Origin of the sequence: Klebsiella pneumoniae subsp. pneumoniae HS11286, assembly GCF_000240185.1 — a bacterium.
Taxonomy (GTDB): Bacteria; Pseudomonadota; Gammaproteobacteria; order Enterobacterales; family Enterobacteriaceae; genus Klebsiella; species Klebsiella pneumoniae.
Genome location: NC_016845.1, coordinates 2221789 through 2237439 on the forward strand (window position 1 = coordinate 2221789; position 15651 = coordinate 2237439).

The 15651-nt window shown below is 56.5% G+C and carries 17 protein-coding genes and 1 other annotated feature; of the genes, 11 read left to right on the forward strand and 6 right to left on the reverse strand.

The window, feature by feature from the left end; genetic code table 11:
• Positions 1-73: 73 nt before the first annotated feature.
• From KPHS_21750 to KPHS_21770, 3 genes are all read left to right on the forward strand, one after another.
• The gene (locus KPHS_21750) at positions 74-2671 is read left to right on the forward strand and encodes a DNA topoisomerase I (RefSeq protein YP_005226475.1); all 2598 of its coding nucleotides are present in this window, start codon (positions 74-76) and stop codon (positions 2669-2671) included.
• Positions 2672-3016: 345 nt separating this feature from the next.
• Positions 3017-3991, forward strand: coding sequence for a transcriptional regulator CysB (locus tag KPHS_21760; protein YP_005226476.1), 975 nt, complete (start codon positions 3017-3019; stop codon positions 3989-3991).
• A 245-nt stretch (positions 3992-4236) separates the two neighbouring features.
• Positions 4237-4404 (forward strand): YmiA family putative membrane protein, encoded by a 168-nt coding sequence (locus KPHS_21770; protein YP_005226477.1) that lies wholly within the window; start codon positions 4237-4239, stop codon positions 4402-4404.
• On the opposite strand, the gene KPHS_21780 is transcribed toward KPHS_21770, so the two are convergent.
• Positions 4401-4517, reverse strand: a complete 117-nt coding sequence (locus tag KPHS_21780; RefSeq protein YP_005226478.1) for a hypothetical protein — start codon at positions 4515-4517, stop codon at positions 4401-4403. The two genes, KPHS_21770 and KPHS_21780, sit on opposite strands and share 4 nt — an antisense overlap.
• A gap of 275 nt (positions 4518-4792) precedes the next feature.
• Here KPHS_21780 and KPHS_21790 point away from each other — a divergent pair, with 275 nt between their 5' ends.
• Complete coding sequence (locus KPHS_21790; RefSeq protein ID YP_005226479.1) at positions 4793-7465, forward strand: aconitate hydratase; 2673 nt, start codon at positions 4793-4795, stop codon at positions 7463-7465.
• Between the two features lie 46 nt (positions 7466-7511).
• Here the strand turns inward: KPHS_21790 and KPHS_21800 are convergent, their stop codons facing one another.
• Positions 7512-8114, reverse strand: coding sequence for a GTP cyclohydrolase II (locus KPHS_21800; protein ID YP_005226480.1), 603 nt, complete (start codon positions 8112-8114; stop codon positions 7512-7514).
• A gap of 163 nt (positions 8115-8277) precedes the next feature.
• Between KPHS_21800 and KPHS_21810 the strand changes: the two genes are divergently transcribed.
• From KPHS_21810 to KPHS_21860, 6 genes are all read left to right on the forward strand, one after another.
• Entirely contained in the window at positions 8278-9132 is an 855-nt protein-coding gene (locus KPHS_21810; protein YP_005226481.1) for a phosphatidylglycerophosphatase B, read from the forward strand.
• 47 nt (positions 9133-9179) lie between these two features.
• Positions 9180-9488, forward strand: a complete 309-nt coding sequence (locus KPHS_21820; RefSeq protein ID YP_005226482.1) for a LapA family protein — start codon at positions 9180-9182, stop codon at positions 9486-9488.
• A gap of 6 nt (positions 9489-9494) precedes the next feature.
• A complete protein-coding gene (locus tag KPHS_21830) occupies positions 9495-10352 on the forward strand; it encodes a lipopolysaccharide assembly protein LapB (RefSeq protein YP_005226483.1) in 858 nt (285 codons plus the stop codon).
• Positions 9495-10663, forward strand: a sequence feature (potential frameshift: common BLAST hit: gi|152969830|ref|YP_001334939.1| tetratricopeptide repeat protein). It overlaps the preceding gene by 858 nt.
• The gene (locus KPHS_21840) at positions 10352-10663 is read left to right on the forward strand and encodes a hypothetical protein (RefSeq protein YP_005226484.1); all 312 of its coding nucleotides are present in this window, start codon (positions 10352-10354) and stop codon (positions 10661-10663) included. (Overlaps the previous feature by 312 nt.) The genes KPHS_21830 and KPHS_21840 overlap by 1 nt, the downstream gene beginning before the upstream one ends.
• Before the next feature lie 242 nt (positions 10664-10905).
• Entirely contained in the window at positions 10906-11592 is a 687-nt protein-coding gene (locus KPHS_21850) for an orotidine 5'-phosphate decarboxylase (RefSeq protein YP_005226485.1), read from the forward strand.
• Positions 11592-11918, forward strand: a complete 327-nt coding sequence (locus KPHS_21860) for a stress response translation initiation inhibitor YciH (RefSeq protein ID YP_005226486.1) — start codon at positions 11592-11594, stop codon at positions 11916-11918. The genes KPHS_21850 and KPHS_21860 overlap by 1 nt, the downstream gene beginning before the upstream one ends.
• A 131-nt stretch (positions 11919-12049) precedes the next feature.
• Here KPHS_21860 and KPHS_21870 read toward each other — a convergent pair whose 3' ends face one another.
• Complete coding sequence (locus KPHS_21870) at positions 12050-12298, reverse strand: osmotically-inducible lipoprotein OsmB (protein YP_005226487.1); 249 nt, start codon at positions 12296-12298, stop codon at positions 12050-12052.
• Positions 12299-12352: 54 nt separating this feature from the next.
• Between KPHS_21870 and KPHS_21880 the strand changes: the two genes are divergently transcribed.
• Entirely contained in the window at positions 12353-12472 is a 120-nt protein-coding gene (locus tag KPHS_21880; RefSeq protein YP_005226488.1) for a hypothetical protein, read from the forward strand.
• A gap of 71 nt (positions 12473-12543) precedes the next feature.
• Here KPHS_21880 and KPHS_21890 read toward each other — a convergent pair whose 3' ends face one another.
• From KPHS_21890 to KPHS_21910, 3 genes are all read right to left on the reverse strand, one after another.
• Positions 12544-13293, reverse strand: coding sequence for a putative DEOR-type transcriptional regulator (locus KPHS_21890; RefSeq protein YP_005226489.1), 750 nt, complete (start codon positions 13291-13293; stop codon positions 12544-12546).
• Between the two features lie 71 nt (positions 13294-13364).
• Positions 13365-13622, reverse strand: coding sequence for a hypothetical protein (locus KPHS_21900; protein ID YP_005226490.1), 258 nt, complete (start codon positions 13620-13622; stop codon positions 13365-13367).
• A gap of 80 nt (positions 13623-13702) precedes the next feature.
• Positions 13703-15637: an exoribonuclease II gene (locus KPHS_21910; RefSeq protein YP_005226491.1), complete on the reverse strand. Its 1935-nt coding sequence runs from the start codon at positions 15635-15637 to the stop codon at positions 13703-13705.
• Positions 15638-15651 lie beyond the last annotated feature (14 nt).

Consider the following 15651-nt stretch of genomic DNA (forward strand, 5'->3'; position numbering starts at 1 on the left):
GAGGCAGTCGCCAGTGGAGGGTGTATGAATGTGCGATGTATTCCTGGATGAATCAAATTAGGTAAAGGTGAATATGGGTAAAGCTCTCGTTATCGTTGAGTCCCCGGCAAAAGCCAAAACGATCAATAAGTATCTGGGTAATGACTACGTGGTGAAATCCAGCGTCGGTCATATCCGCGATTTGCCGACCAGTGGATCAGCTTCCAAAAAGAGCGCCGACTCTACCGCCACCAAAGGGGCTAAAAAGCCTAAAAAGGACGAACGTAGTGCTCTGGTTAACCGTATGGGCGTGGACCCATGGCATGACTGGAATGCGCACTATGAAGTACTTCCGGGTAAAGAAAAGGTAGTTTCAGAACTCAAACAGTTGGCGGAAAAAGCTGACCACATCTATCTCGCAACCGACCTTGACCGCGAAGGGGAAGCCATTGCCTGGCACCTGCGGGAAGTCATCGGCGGCGATGAACAGCGTTACAGCCGCGTGGTGTTCAATGAGATCACCAAAAACGCTATTCGTCAGGCCTTTGAAAAGCCGGGCGAACTGAATATCGATCGGGTTAACGCCCAGCAGGCGCGTCGTTTTATGGACCGCGTGGTGGGCTATATGGTTTCGCCGCTGCTGTGGAAAAAAATCGCCCGTGGTCTTTCTGCCGGGCGCGTGCAGTCCGTCGCGGTCCGCCTGGTGGTGGAGCGTGAACGTGAAATTAAAGCGTTCGTCCCGGAAGAGTACTGGGAAGTCGACGCCAGCACCACCACGCCGGGCGGTGACGCCCTGCCGCTGCAGGTAACCCATAAGGATGATAAGCCGTTCCGTCCGGTCAGCCGTGATGAGACCATGGCGGCGGTATCGCTGCTGGAAAAAGCCAGCTACAGCGTACTGGAGCGTGAAGATAAGCCGACCAGCAGCAAGCCGGGCGCGCCGTTCATCACCTCCACCCTGCAGCAGGCGGCCAGCACCCGTCTGGGCTTCGGCGTGAAAAAGACCATGATGATGGCTCAGCGACTCTATGAGGCAGGGCACATCACCTATATGCGTACCGACTCCACCAACCTGAGTCAGGACGCGCTGAACATGGTTCGCGGCTACATCAGCGACAAATTTGGCAAAAAATATCTGCCGGATAGCGCGAACCAGTACGCCAGCAAAGAAAACTCGCAGGAAGCGCACGAAGCGATTCGTCCGTCTGATGTGAACGTGCTGGCGGAAACGCTGAAAGATATGGAAGCGGATGCGCAGAAGCTTTATCAGCTGATCTGGCGCCAGTTTGTCGCCTGTCAGATGACGCCGGCGCAGTACGACTCCACCACGCTGACCGTGGCTGCGGGTGATTTCAAACTGAAAGCGCGCGGTCGCACTTTACGTTTCGACGGCTGGACAAAAGTCATGCCGGCGCTGCGCAAGGGCGATGAAGACCGAACGCTGCCGCTGGTCAAACAGGGCGACCGCCTGAGCCTGGTGGAGCTGACGCCTGCGCAGCACTTTACCAAGCCGCCGGCGCGTTTCAGCGAGGCCTCGCTGGTGAAAGAGCTGGAAAAACGCGGGATTGGCCGTCCGTCGACCTACGCGTCGATTATTTCGACCATTCAGGATCGCGGCTACGTGCGGGTGGAAAATCGTCGTTTTTACGCCGAAAAAATGGGCGAGATCGTTACCGACCGGCTGGAAGAAAACTTCCGCGATCTGATGAACTACGATTTTACCGCGCAGATGGAGGATCGCCTCGACCAGGTTGCGAACCACCAGGCCGAGTGGAAAGAGGTGCTGAACCACTTCTTCGGCGATTTTACCACCCAGCTGGCGACGGCAGAGAAAGATCCGGAAGAGGGCGGCATGCAGCCGAACCCGATGGTGCTCACCAGCATCGACTGCCCGACCTGCGGCCGTAAAATGGGGATCCGTACCGCCAGCACCGGCGTTTTCCTCGGCTGTTCGGGCTATGCCTTGCCGCCGAAAGAGCGGTGCAAAACCACCATCAACCTGGTGCCGGAGAACGAAGTCCTCAACGTGCTGGAAGGCGATGACGCGGAAACCAACGCGCTGCGCGCCAAACGTCGCTGCCAGAAGTGTGGGACGGCGATGGACAGCTACCTTATCGATCCTAAGCGTAAGCTGCACGTCTGTGGTAATAACCCGACCTGCGACGGCTACGAGATTGAAGAGGGCGAATTCCGCATCAAGGGCTATGACGGCCCGGTGGTGGAGTGCGAGAAGTGCGGTTCTGAAATGCACCTGAAAATGGGGCGTTTCGGTAAGTACATGGCCTGTACCAACGACGAGTGTAAGAACACGCGTAAGATCCTGCGCAATGGCGAAGTGGCTCCGCCGAAGGAAGATCCGGTGCCGCTGCCGGAGCTGCCGTGTGAGAAGTCTGACGCCTACTTTGTGCTGCGCGACGGGGCGGCGGGCGTCTTCCTGGCGGCCAACACCTTCCCGAAATCACGGGAAACGCGTGCGCCGCTGGTGGAGGAGCTGTACCGCTTCCGCGATCGTCTGCCGGAAAAACTGCGTTATCTCGCCGATGCGCCGCAGCAGGATCCGGAAGGCAATAAAACGCTGGTACGCTTTAGCCGTAAAACCAAGCAGCAGTACGTGGCGTCTGAAAAAGAGGGCAAAGCGACCGGCTGGTCAGCTTTCTTTATCGACGGTAAGTGGACGGAAGCCAAAAAGTAATGGCGTTCGTTCGGGCAGGAAAAGCGCGCTTTTCCTGCTCAGGCGACCGGCAGAGAGAGTGCATTTCTCTGCCGTGTCGTCTTCCCCTCTTTGCGTTAATTTCCTCCCCTTATAACCACCTATATTATTTTTCGTTAGCGTCTATACAGTGTTGATATAAATGATATAGTGGTTATAGTTAATGCCTTTTTTATTATTAAAACGTCTTATACATCATCGCTTTCAGGATGCATTGCGGCGCCACTATGGCCAACTGCCGGGAGCCCAGGGCCTTCATCGGCGACAAGTTGCCTGAACGTAAAGTGTATTAAGCGGCTTCATTTTACGCGCAAACGGATATCAGCCATGAAACTACAACAGCTTCGCTACATCGTTGAGGTGGTTAACCATAACCTGAATGTTTCATCCACCGCCGAAGGGCTCTATACCTCCCAGCCGGGTATCAGTAAGCAGGTCCGCATGCTGGAGGATGAGCTGGGCATTCAGATCTTTGCCCGCAGCGGTAAACACTTAACCCAGGTGACGCCGGCCGGGCAGGAGATCATCCGCATCGCCCGCGAAGTGCTGTCGAAAGTCGATGCCATCAAATCTGTCGCCGGAGAGCATACCTGGCCTGACAAAGGGTCTCTTTACGTCGCCACCACCCATACCCAGGCGCGCTATGCGTTACCGGGAGTGATCAAGGGGTTTATTGAACGCTACCCGCGGGTGTCGCTGCATATGCATCAGGGCTCGCCGACTCAGATTGCGGAGGCTGTGTCGAAAGGCAATGCCGATTTCGCCATCGCCACCGAGGCGCTGCATCTGTATGACGATCTGGTGATGCTGCCATGCTATCACTGGAACCGGTCGATTGTAGTGACCCCCGAGCATCCTCTGGCCACCAAGGGCTCGGTGTCCATAGAGGAACTGGCCCAGTATCCATTGGTAACCTATACCTTTGGTTTTACCGGCCGCTCCGAACTGGATACCGCGTTTAACCGTGCGGGCCTGACGCCGCGCATTGTTTTTACCGCCACCGATGCCGACGTCATCAAAACCTATGTTCGCCTGGGGCTGGGGGTAGGGGTAATCGCCAGCATGGCGGTGGATCCGGTCTCTGACCCGGATCTGGTGAAGCTGGATGCGAACGGTATTTTCAGCCACAGCACCACTAAGATAGGTTTCCGCCGTAGCACCTTCTTACGAAGCTACATGTATGATTTTATTCAACGTTTTGCTCCCCATTTGACCAGGGACGTGGTAGATACCGCGGTGGCTTTACGCTCGAATGAAGATATTGAAGCGATGTTCAAAGATATAAAACTTCCGGAAAAATAACCCTGAAAATAATAATGGCACTCCCTGCGAGGAGTGCCATTAACTATGATGGACTGTATTTAACAACTTAAACCTCGAACCAATCACAAAATTAATAATTTTTGGCAACACGTTTTTCATTATGCCCGCCGCGATCAAATAACCGGTTAAATATATTCCATCAGGCCTAAATTCACTGGATTAATCTTTTATCCATAATTAAGATTTATCTGTACCTGATGATTTGAGCAATTGGTGGTGACAATATGATAAGTAATATCGATTACATGAAACTGGCGATGTCATACGAGAATGACAAAACCGAAATCGATCCCGTTCTGCGTAGTCGCGTATGGGGCGTAGTGTTGGTAGGGTTGGCGATGTTCTGGAGCATCATCGCGCTCACCATCTGCAACATCTGGATTGTCAGCTAAAGCTGTAGGTCATCGTTGTAGATACATGTCATTTTTATGACAGTGAAAGGAAACTGTAATATAAAATCAGTGACCGGCAATACAGGGAGAATATATTTTGCCGCTGGATTCATCCAACCTGAAATCACTCACCAGAGCTAATCACTGCCCGCTGGCCGATTAGCTCTTTTTTTGTCCTCGTGTACTAATACAATATCGGCATACGCCCTCTTTGCACTATTTTGGTGCTATTTCGCCTGCTCTCGGATAATTCCCGTTTCCTCTCTCTCTGTCTCGTCGTATTTAGCAATTTGGGTTGTTATCAAAGTGTTATGCTCAGTATGTGTTATCTTTAATGGAGACCCTGAGGAGAATCAGGGTATGCCATCCCTGAGATAAAGGAGGAGCTATGTCGTCAACCCTACGAGAAGCCAGTAAGGACACGCTGCAGGTCAACGATAAAACCTGGCATTACTACAGTCTGCCGTTGGCGGAGAAGCAACTGGGCGAGATCAGTCGACTGCCCAAGTCGCTGAAGGTGCTGATGGAGAACCTGCTGCGCTGGCAGGACGGTGACTCGGTAACTGAAGAAGATATTCGCGCCCTGGCCGGCTGGCTGCAACAGGCCCATGCCGACCGGGAAATCGCCTACCGTCCGGCACGCGTCCTGATGCAGGACTTTACCGGCGTGCCGGCGGTAGTGGATCTGGCCGCCATGCGCGAGGCGGTGAAACGCCTTGGCGGCGATACGGCGAAGGTTAATCCGCTATCGCCGGTTGACCTGGTGATCGACCACTCGGTGACCGTTGACCGCTTCGGCGACGACGAGGCCTTCGAAGACAACGTCCGCCTGGAAATGGAGCGGAACCACGAACGCTACGCTTTTCTGCGCTGGGGGCAGCAGGCCTTCAGCCGCTTCAGCGTGGTGCCGCCGGGCACCGGTATTTGCCACCAGGTGAACCTGGAATACCTTGGCCGGGCGGTCTGGAGCGAGGAGGTGAACGGCCAGTGGATGGCGTGGCCGGATACGCTGGTGGGCACCGACTCCCATACCACCATGATTAATGGTCTTGGCGTGCTGGGCTGGGGCGTGGGCGGGATTGAAGCGGAAGCCGCTATGCTGGGCCAGCCGGTGTCAATGCTGATCCCCGATGTTGTGGGCTTTAAGCTCAGCGGCAAACTGCGCGAAGGCATCACCGCCACTGACCTGGTACTGACGGTTACCCAAATGCTGCGTCAGCATGGCGTCGTCGGCAAGTTTGTTGAATTCTACGGTGACGGCCTGGATACCTTACCCCTTGCCGACAGGGCGACCATCGCCAATATGGCGCCGGAGTATGGCGCCACCTGTGGCTTTTTCCCTATCGATGACGTAACGCTCAGCTATATGCGTCTCAGCGGCCGTAGCGAAGAACAGGTCGCGCTGGTGGAAGCCTACGCTAAAGCCCAGGGCATGTGGCGCCAGCCTGGCGATGAGCCGGTCTTTACCAGTACCCTGGCGCTGGATATGAGCAGCGTCGAAGCGAGCCTCGCCGGGCCGAAGCGACCGCAGGATCGCGTGGCGCTGGGCGATGTTCCGAAAGCCTTCGCCGCCAGCGGCGAGCTGGAGGTTAACCACCTTCAGCGTCAGCGTCAGCCGGTTGACTATACGCTGAACGGGCATCACTATTCGCTACCGGATGGCGCGGTGGCTATTGCAGCGATTACCTCCTGCACCAATACCTCTAACCCCAGCGTGTTGATGGCCGCCGGCCTGCTGGCGAAAAAAGCCGTCGAACGCGGCCTGCAGCCGCAGCCGTGGGTGAAAGCTTCTCTGGCCCCAGGCTCGAAAGTGGTGTCGGATTATCTGGCCCATGCCGGCCTGACGCCTTACCTCGACCAGCTCGGCTTCAATCTGGTGGGATATGGTTGCACCACCTGTATTGGTAACTCCGGTCCATTGCCTGAACCTATCGAAGAAGCGATCAAAAAAGGCGATCTGACCGTCGGGGCAGTGCTCTCCGGTAACCGTAACTTCGAAGGGCGTATTCATCCGCTGGTGAAAACCAACTGGCTGGCCTCGCCGCCGTTGGTGGTCGCCTATGCGCTGGCGGGGAACATGAATATCGACCTCACCCGCGAGCCGTTGGGACAGGGCAAGAATGGCGAGCCGGTCTATCTGAAAGATATCTGGCCGAGCGGGGAGGAGATTGCCCGCGCGGTGGAACAGGTCTCCACCGAGATGTTCCGCAAAGAGTACGCGGAAGTGTTTTCCGGCACTGAGGAGTGGAAGGCGATCAAGGTGGAGGCGTCAGATACCTACGACTGGCAGGAGGACTCGACCTATATTCGCTTGTCGCCGTTCTTTGACGAGATGGGCGTCGAGCCGCTGCCGGTAGAGGATATTCGCGGCGCGCGGATCCTCGCCATGCTGGGCGACTCAGTCACCACGGACCACATTTCGCCGGCGGGGAGCATCAAAGCCGATAGTCCGGCAGGCCGCTATCTGCAGGAGCATGGGGTTGCCCGGCGCGACTTTAACTCCTATGGTTCCCGTCGCGGTAACCATGAGGTGATGATGCGTGGCACCTTCGCCAATATCCGCATCCGTAACGAAATGGTCCCAGGGGTGGAAGGGGGTATGACCCGCCATCTGCCGGATCCTGAACCGATGGCGATTTACGATGCGGCGATGCTGTACAAGGCTGAGGGCACACCGCTGGCGGTGATTGCCGGTAAGGAGTATGGCTCAGGTTCCAGCCGTGACTGGGCGGCGAAGGGGCCGCGCCTGCTGGGGATTCGGGTAGTGATCGCCGAGTCCTTCGAGCGTATCCATCGTTCCAACCTGATCGGAATGGGCATTTTGCCGCTGGAGTTCCCGCAGGGCGTCACCCGCAAAACGCTACGGTTGACCGGGGAAGAGCGGATTGATATCAGTAATCTGCAGTCGCTTCAGCCTGGCGCTACGGTGCCGGTGACCCTGACTCGCGCTGACGGCTCGCAGGAAGCGATCCCTTGTCGGTGCCGTATCGACACGGCGACAGAACTCACCTACTACCGCAACGACGGCATCCTGCACTACGTTATTCGTAATATGCTGTGAAACAAAGGGCCAGCATCGCTGGCCCTTTTTCGGTTATTCCACCGGTTTATTCTGTCGGCTTGCTGTTCAGCAGATGGCCCATCTTGGCGGCTTTGGTGTCCAGATAGTGAGCGTTTTTCGGGTTACGCCCGACGATCAGCGGCACCCGCTCCACAATGTTGATCCCGGCTTCGGTAAGAATTTCCACTTTTTTCGGGTTATTGGTTAATAACCGCACCTGCTCAACGTTGAGCAATTTGAACATGTCGGCGCACAAGGTGAAATCGCGCTCATCGGCGGCGAAGCCAAGCTGATGGTTCGCTTCGACAGTGTCGTAGCCCTGATCCTGCAGCGCGTAGGCGCGGATCTTATTCAATAAACCAATGTTGCGTCCTTCCTGGCGGTGATAGAGCAGGATCCCCCGACCTTCTTCAGCGATATGCGACAGAGCCGCTTCCAGCTGAAAGCCGCAATCACAGCGCAGGCTAAACAGGGCATCGCCCGTCAAACACTCTGAATGTACGCGGGCGAGGACCGGCGACTGCCCTGATATATCGCCATACACCAGCGCGACATGATCCTGTCCGGTTGCCAGTTCTTCAAAACCCACCATCAGGAAATCGCCCCAGGGGGTTGGCAGTTTGGCTTCTGCCACACGTTTAAGCTGCATGTGATTCTCCAGATTCTGTCAGCACCTGACTGTGCTTTCTGTTTCCCGCTATTTTGCCACAACGCCTGGACGTTCTCCTAATCGCGAACGGTTAGCCGTGTGGAAAGCGCACAAACGATCTACTTTCCGCTATGATGTTCATCTACAAGGAGAAGGAGAGAAAATGCTGTTGATAGCCCGACGAACTGCTCTCGCGGCGGCGCTGCTGCTGGTTATGCCCCTCACGGTCTGGCTTTCCGGGTGGCTGTGGCAGCCTGGACTGCCGGTTGCCATGTTGAAAAGCCTGTGGTGGGTGACGGAAACGGTGACCCAACCGTGGGGAATTATCACTCATGTCGTGCTTTGCGGCTGGTTCCTCTGGTGTCTGCGCTTTCGGCTGCGCGCGGCGTTGATCCTGTTCCTTATCCTTGCCGCCGCTATCCTGGCGGGACAGGGGGCGAAATCCTGGGTCAAGGCGCGGGTCCAGGAGCCGAGACCGTTCGTCATCTGGCTGGAAAACACAAGGCAGGTGCCGGTGACGCAATTCTACGCGTTAAAGCGTAAAGAACGCGCTAAACTGGTGCATGAACAGCTGGCGCAGGCGCAGGACATTCCGTCATTTTTACGCAAACACTGGCAGAAGGAGACGGGGTTTGCTTTCCCGTCAGGTCACACCATGTTTGCCGCCAGCTGGGCGTTACTCGCTGCGGGACTGCTGTGGCCGCGTCGCCGCTGGGGCACAATCGCGGTGCTGCTGGTGTGGGCGACGGCGGTGATGGGCAGTCGCCTGGCGCTGGGCATGCACTGGCCGCTGGATCTCATCGTCGCCACGCTGATCTCCTGGCTGCTGGTCACGGTGGCCTGCTGGCTGACGCAGCGCCTTTGTGGGCCGCTCTCGCCGCCCGGAGAAGAGGCGCAGGATATTAAAAACGGATGCCTGAAGCGGAATAATGTTGATTTTGGCGGCATCCGACCGCATATCCTGAAGAGTTGCCATGCTTTTTCATTCCACCGCTGCGGCGAAAATGATACTTTATAGGGCTGAAAGCGGGCTTTTTTCGCGCAACCCACATAACGGGAAGTCATGTGAAATATTTACTCATTTTCTTACTGGTGTTAGCAATCTTCGTCATTTCAGTGACGCTGGGGGCGCAGAATGACCAACAGGTCACTTTCAACTATTTACTCGCTCAGGGTGAATTCCGCATATCGACGCTGCTGGCGGTGCTGTTTGCCGCGGGCTTTGCCATTGGCTGGCTGATCTGCGGCCTGTTCTGGCTGCGGGTGCGTGTCTCACTGGCGCGCGCGGAGCGGAAAATTAAGCGTCTTGAGCATCAGATTGCCCCCGTCAGCCCGGCGGCTGTCGACGCAGGCGTGCCTGCGGTGAAGGAATAACCTCTTATGCTGGAGTTGTTGTTTCTGCTTTTACCCGTTGCCGCCGCTTACGGCTGGTACATGGGGCGCAGAAGTGCACAACAGTCCAAACAGGACGATGCGAGCCGCCTGTCGCGAGATTACGTGGCGGGGGTTAACTTCCTGCTCAGCAACCAGCAGGATAAAGCCGTCGACCTGTTCCTTGATATGCTGAAAGAGGATACCGGTACCGTTGAGGCGCACCTGACGCTCGGTAATTTGTTCCGTTCGCGCGGCGAAGTCGACCGCGCGATCCGAATTCACCAGAGCCTGATGGAAAGCGCGTCGTTAACCTACGATCAGCGCCTGTTAGCGGTGCAGCAGCTGGGACGGGATTATATGGCCGCCGGACTGTATGACCGCGCGGAAGACATGTTCAAACAGCTGGTGGATGAGACCGATTTCCGCCTCGGCGCGCTGCAGCAACTGCTGCAGATTTACCAGGCGACCAGCGACTGGCAGTCGGCTATTGAAGTGGCTGAACGGCTGGTGAAGCTAGGGAAAGAGAAACATCGTGGCGAAATCGCCAACTTCTGGTGCGAACTGGCCCTGCAGCAGATGGCAGCCAACGATCTGGATAAAGCGATGGCGTTGTTGAGAAAAGGCGCCGCCGCGGACCGCACCAGCGCCCGGGTATCGATCATGATGGGCCGGGTGTGGATGGAAAAGGGCGACTACGCCAAAGCGGTGGAGAGCCTCGAGCGGGTTATCGATCAGGATAAAGAGCTGGTGGGTGAAACGCTGGAGATGCTGCAGACCTGCTACCAGCAGCTCGGCAAACCGATGAATGGGAAGTTTTTCTGCGCCGCTGCGTGGAGGAGAACGCCGGGGCGACCGCCGAACTGATGCTGGCGCAGATCCTCGAGCAACGGGAAGGCGTCGAAGCGGCGCAAAACTACGTCACCCGGCAGCTGGAACGCCACCCGACCATGCGCGTCTTCCATAAGCTGATGGACTACCATCTCAACGAAGCGGAAGAAGGGCGGGCGAAAGAAAGCCTTGGAGTGCTGCGAAACATGGTTGGTGAGCAGGTGCGCAGCAAACCACGCTATCGCTGCCAGAAATGCGGGTTTACCGCTCATACACTTTACTGGCATTGTCCGTCCTGCCGCTCGTGGGCGACCATTAAACCTATTCGCGGTCTCGACGGCCAGTAAAGCCAAAAAAAAGCCCTCCGTTAGTTACAACATACTTATCGCTTCACTCCTCTCCAGGCGCGGCCCCGGCAGCGCCATCGTCCGGTCAGGGCAGGTACGGCAGTCTGTTATTTTGTTCGCTTCACAGGTAGAATGCTGCCCGTTTACCTTTTTTGCGCCACCCCGGCGCCCATCAACACTAAGGTCTGGTCATGACGTCTACAGCTATCCCATCTTCCCGCGCTGTCACATCCTCTCCCGTTGTGGTTGCGCTCGACTATGATAATCGCGATAAAGCGCTGGCATTTGTCGACCGCATCGACCCGCGCGACTGCCGCCTGAAGGTGGGCAAAGAGATGTTCACCCTGCTGGGCCCGCAGTTTGTCCGCGATCTGCATCAGCGTGGGTTTGAGGTGTTCCTGGACCTTAAGTTTCACGATATTCCCAACACCACCGCCCGCGCGGTGGCCGCAGCGGCTGAGCTGGGCGTATGGATGGTGAATGTCCATGCTTCCGGCGGCGCGCGAATGATGACCGCCGCGCGCGAAGCGCTGCTGCCGTTTGGCAAAGATGCGCCGCTGCTGATCGCTGTCACGGTGCTCACCAGCATGGAGTCCAGCGATCTACAGGATCTGGGCATTACCTTATCTCCGGCTGACTACGCGGCGAAGCTGGCGGCGCTGACCCAACGCTGCGGCCTTGATGGGGTGGTGTGTTCAGCCCAGGAGGCTGTGCGCTTTAAGCATGAGCTGGGGCAGGCGTTTAAGCTGGTGACCCCGGGGATTCGTCCGCAGGGCAGCGACGCTGGCGATCAGCGGCGAATTATGACTCCTGAGCAGGCTCAGGAAGCTGGGGTAGACTATATGGTGATTGGTCGCCCGGTTACTCAGTCGGCGGATCCAGCCGCGACGCTGCGGGCGATCAACGATTCTCTGCGCAAGGGGGCATAATGAGCGATTCCAACAGCCGTCTGGTCTACTCCACCGAAACCGGGCGTATCGACGAGGCGAAACCGGCGCCGGTGCGCCCGAAAGGCGACGGCATTGTGCGGATTCAGCGCCAGACCAGCGGCCGCAAGGGCAAAGGCGTCTGTCTGATTAGCGGGATTGATGCCGACGATGCTGCGCTAACCGCTCTGGCGGCAGAGTTGAAAAAGAAGTGCGGCTGCGGCGGCGCGGTGAAAGATGGCGTGATCGAGATCCAGGGCGATAAGCGGGATCTACTCAAGTCGCTGCTTGAGGCGAAAGGGATGAAGGTCAAGTTAGCCGGTGGCTGATCGCTATTTTCCCTCTGCTCCAATGGTCTGGTTGAAATAACAAGGCCGCGGTAAATGCCGCGGCCTTGAATGATTTAACGTGCGTAAGTCAATTCGTGTGAATTATTCTTTTATTTCGTCAGATAATTAAATTATTTGCCGACCTGGTGACCAATAATACCACCGACTGCTGCGCCACCCAGGGTACCGAGCGCGCTACCGTCAGTTAACACCGCACCACCGATAGCGCCGGCGCCAGCGCCGATAGCCGTGTTACGATCGCGTTTAGACATGTTAGAGCAAGCGCTCAGAGACATTGCTACAGTGACAGCCAGAACGACAGCAGCCATTTTTTTGCTCGTTGAAGTCATCATTTTTTTTCTCCTGAATAATCTATTCATGGATTACAGCGCTCCTTTAAGCATAGCCTGATAAAGCAGCTTTAGGGCAATTCCATGAAGTTAAGGTGCGCAGGTGTCACGAAAATCACGCAGGTGATAGTCACTTCCTGTTATATCGCTAATAATAATTTTACTTTTTTTAAAATTTATCGTCAGGTAAAAAGTCTTAATTAGCGGCTCGGAATACTCTCAGAGCGATAAAGCGCCCCTTCCGGCGCTTTGGCAGAAGATGGGGCGGCGGAGGATCAGATGTAGGGCACGATATCGACGGTCAGGCCGCTGCGGAGCAATTGTTCGCGACAGGCGTCCGGTAAGCGATCGTCGGTAATAACGCGATTAAAGCGGCCGGCGGGACCGAGCGGATAGGGATGTACCGCGCTGAATTTTGAACTGTCGCTAAGAATAATTGCCTCACAATGCTTCTCCAGCACGGCGTTCACCACGTCCGCACGCATCATATCGCGGCCGGTAAAGCCGGTTTCCGCCTGCCAACCGTCGATCCCGATGAAGGCTTTGCTGAAATGCACCTGCTGGATGAACTGACGGGTTAGCGGACCGACCATACTCTCACTGCGTTTCTGATAAATTCCGCCCAGCAGGATCACCTCTCCTGGGGTCTCTTTCAGCAGATGGGCGATATAGCTGCTGACGGTAATGATGGTGATATCGCCGCGCTCGGCCAGCGTACGCGCCAGCAGGGCATTGCTGCTGCCGTTTTCGATAAATACCGTTTCACCGGTATTCACTAGCGCCGCAGCCCGGCTGGCCAGCTCACGCTTAATGGCGAAATGGGTCATCATGCGGGTTTCGACATCTTCGCTGTCCAGCGGTACGGCATAGCCATGAGTACGGCGCAAATAGCTCTGCTTTTCCAGCAAATTCAAATCCTGACGAATAGTAACCTCAGAGACACCGGTCATCTTCGCCAGATCGGCGACGCTCATGCGGCCTTTATCGATGACCACTTGCAAAATACTTTGTTGTCGGGCGTTCATAGCAACATCACTGTTAGGGGGCTATATGGCGAGCAACCGGTCCATATGGCCGGCTGCGGCATGGCTGATATTCAGATTTCCCAGGGCGCCTTGGGTTGGTTTTGTTGTTCAGCATCGTCCGCCGCCAGCGCCAGCAGCTCCGCTTTGAGGATCTCCAGATTATGGATCGCAGAATGGTAATCACCGGCAACCAGAATATCCAGCACGGTATCGATACGTTGAGCGAGCAGGTGGGCATTCACATCTGACATGGCATTATCCTGGTAACAAAAACGAATGAAATCAATGATGCTAAAAATGAATGAAAAAGAGAAGCGAAAAAAACGCACAACCTTAATCGGTGCGACGGAAATGGCTGGATAGAGAGGAAAGAAGCAGCGGTTCCCGCAGGAACCGCTGTGAAGGGGCGTCAGACCGCCGGACGCGCAATAATGCTGCGGGTTTCCATGCGAACTTCAGCGATAGTGACATCGATAACGTCAGTCACTTTATAGACTACTTCACCTTTGATCTGCACGGTACCGTTCTCCTGACTGCACACCAGTTCGTCGCGCACGGCGTGGAGGAACGGGGCCGGAATAAAGGCGACCGCGCCATTGTCCACCAGACGCACGCGCATCCCGCCGCGGCTGACGTCGATGATCTCCGCCGCGAAGCGGGTATCGGTCCCGGCTTTATCGTTGAGGAAACGGGCGTACAGCCAGTCGGCGACGTCGCGCTCGGCCATCCGGTTGAGACGACGGCGCTCCGCCATCTGCACGGTGGCTTCATCCTGGGGACGCGCAATGGTCTCGCCTTTAATGATGGCTTTCAGCAGACGGTGGTTGATCATGTCGCCATACTTACGGATCGGCGAGGTCCAGGTGGCATAGGCTTCAAGCCCAAGACCAAAGTGCGGGCCCGGCTCGGTGCTGATTTCCGCAAACGACTGGAAGCGGCGAATGCGGCTGTCGAGGAAACCGGTCGGCTGAGCGTCCAGTTCCCGGCGCAGCTTGCAGAACCCTTCCAGGGTGAGCACTTCCGTCGGGTCGACGTGCACATCATGGGTTTTCAGCAGGGCGGCCAACTGCTCGGTATTCGCCGGGTCGAAACCGGTATGAACGTTATAAACGCCGAAGCCGAGCTTGTCGCGCAGAACGCGGGCGGCACAGATGTTGGCGGCGATCATCGACTCTTCGACAATGCGGTTGGCAATGCGACGCGGTTCCGCGACGATATCCAGCACTTCGCCTTTTTCGCCGAGAACAAAACGGTAGTCCGGACGGTCTTTGAACACCAGCGCATGGGTCTGACGCCATTCGCTACGACGCTGGCACACGTCCTTCAGCAGCGTAATTTGCTGCGCGATCGCCTCGCTGTCCGGCTGCCAGCTGCCGCGGCCTTCCAGCCAGTCAGAGACGTCGTCATAGGCCAGCTTGGCTTTCGATTCGATGGTGGCGGCAAAGAACTCGATATTGTCTTCGATGGTGCCATCGGCCGCCAGGGTCATCCGGCAGGCCAGCACCGGGCGCACTTCGTTAGCGCGCAGGGAGCAGAGGTCGTCCGACAGCTCGCGCGGCAGCATTGGAATGTTGAAGCCTGGCAGATAGTTGGTAAAGGCGCGCACTTTTGCGGCGTTATCCAGCTTGCTGCCTTCGGCAATCCAGGCGGTCGGGTCGGCAATGGCGACCGTCAGCAGCAGTTTGCCATCAGCAGTGGATTCGGCATACAACGCATCGTCCATATCTTCGGTGCTGGCGCTGTCAATGGTGACGAAGTCGAGGGCGGTTAGGTCGCGGCGCGTCAGCCCCTCGTCGAGCATCTCGGTGGCGACGCCGTCCGGTGCCTCTTTCTCAAGATTATGGCGCGCCAGGGTTACCCACCATGGGACGAAGTGGTCGTCGCTAAAAGTGATGAACTGGGTCAACTCCGCGTAAAATCCGCGGTCGCCTTTTAATGGATGACGGCGCATCTCGGCGACGGCCCAGTCACCCTGTTTAAAATCGTGCTCAACGCCGCGGGCGGCGCGGCAGGGAATGGCGTCTTTCAGCAGCGGATGGTCAGGAACGATAGCGAGGCGATCGTCTTTCTTCTGGACTTTACCGACAAAACGAGTCAGGAAGGGCTCAACCAGCGATTCCGGCTCGGCGCTTTCGCGTTCTTTTTCAGAATGGATCACCGCGACGATACGGTCGCCATGCATCACTTTTTTCATCTGCGGCGGCGGAATGAAGTAGCTCTTCTGAGCGTCCACTTCGAGGAAGCCAAAGCCCTTTTCCGTGCCCTTAACGACCCCTTCCGCGCGCGGCGTCTGGGAATGCAGTTGCTGTTTAAGCTGCGCTAGCAGCGGGTTATCCTGAAACATAATTAGGTATTTTC

Bases quoted from the DNA above. Each gene is read 5' to 3' on its own strand.
- KPHS_21750 (YP_005226475.1), top strand. From the start codon at position 74: ATGGGTAAAGCTCTCGTTATCGTTGAGTCCCCGGCAAAAGCCAAAACG.
- KPHS_21760 (YP_005226476.1), top strand. From the start codon at position 3,017: ATGAAACTACAACAGCTTCGCTACATCGTTGAGGTGGTTAACCATAAC.
- KPHS_21770 (YP_005226477.1), top strand. From the start codon at position 4,237: ATGATAAGTAATATCGATTACATGAAACTGGCGATGTCATACGAGAAT.
- KPHS_21780 (YP_005226478.1), bottom strand. From the start codon at position 4,517: ATGAATCCAGCGGCAAAATATATTCTCCCTGTATTGCCGGTCACTGAT.
- KPHS_21790 (YP_005226479.1), top strand. From the start codon at position 4,793: ATGTCGTCAACCCTACGAGAAGCCAGTAAGGACACGCTGCAGGTCAAC.
- KPHS_21800 (YP_005226480.1), bottom strand. From the start codon at position 8,114: ATGCAGCTTAAACGTGTGGCAGAAGCCAAACTGCCAACCCCCTGGGGC.
- KPHS_21810 (YP_005226481.1), top strand. From the start codon at position 8,278: ATGCTGTTGATAGCCCGACGAACTGCTCTCGCGGCGGCGCTGCTGCTG.
- KPHS_21830 (YP_005226483.1), top strand. From the start codon at position 9,495: ATGCTGGAGTTGTTGTTTCTGCTTTTACCCGTTGCCGCCGCTTACGGC.
- KPHS_21840 (YP_005226484.1), top strand. From the start codon at position 10,352: ATGCTGGCGCAGATCCTCGAGCAACGGGAAGGCGTCGAAGCGGCGCAA.
- KPHS_21860 (YP_005226486.1), top strand. From the start codon at position 11,592: ATGAGCGATTCCAACAGCCGTCTGGTCTACTCCACCGAAACCGGGCGT.
- KPHS_21870 (YP_005226487.1), bottom strand. From the start codon at position 12,298: ATGAATAGATTATTCAGGAGAAAAAAAATGATGACTTCAACGAGCAAA.
- KPHS_21880 (YP_005226488.1), top strand. From the start codon at position 12,353: ATGAAGTTAAGGTGCGCAGGTGTCACGAAAATCACGCAGGTGATAGTC.
- KPHS_21890 (YP_005226489.1), bottom strand. From the start codon at position 13,293: ATGAACGCCCGACAACAAAGTATTTTGCAAGTGGTCATCGATAAAGGC.
- KPHS_21910 (YP_005226491.1), bottom strand. From the start codon at position 15,637: ATGTTTCAGGATAACCCGCTGCTAGCGCAGCTTAAACAGCAACTGCAT.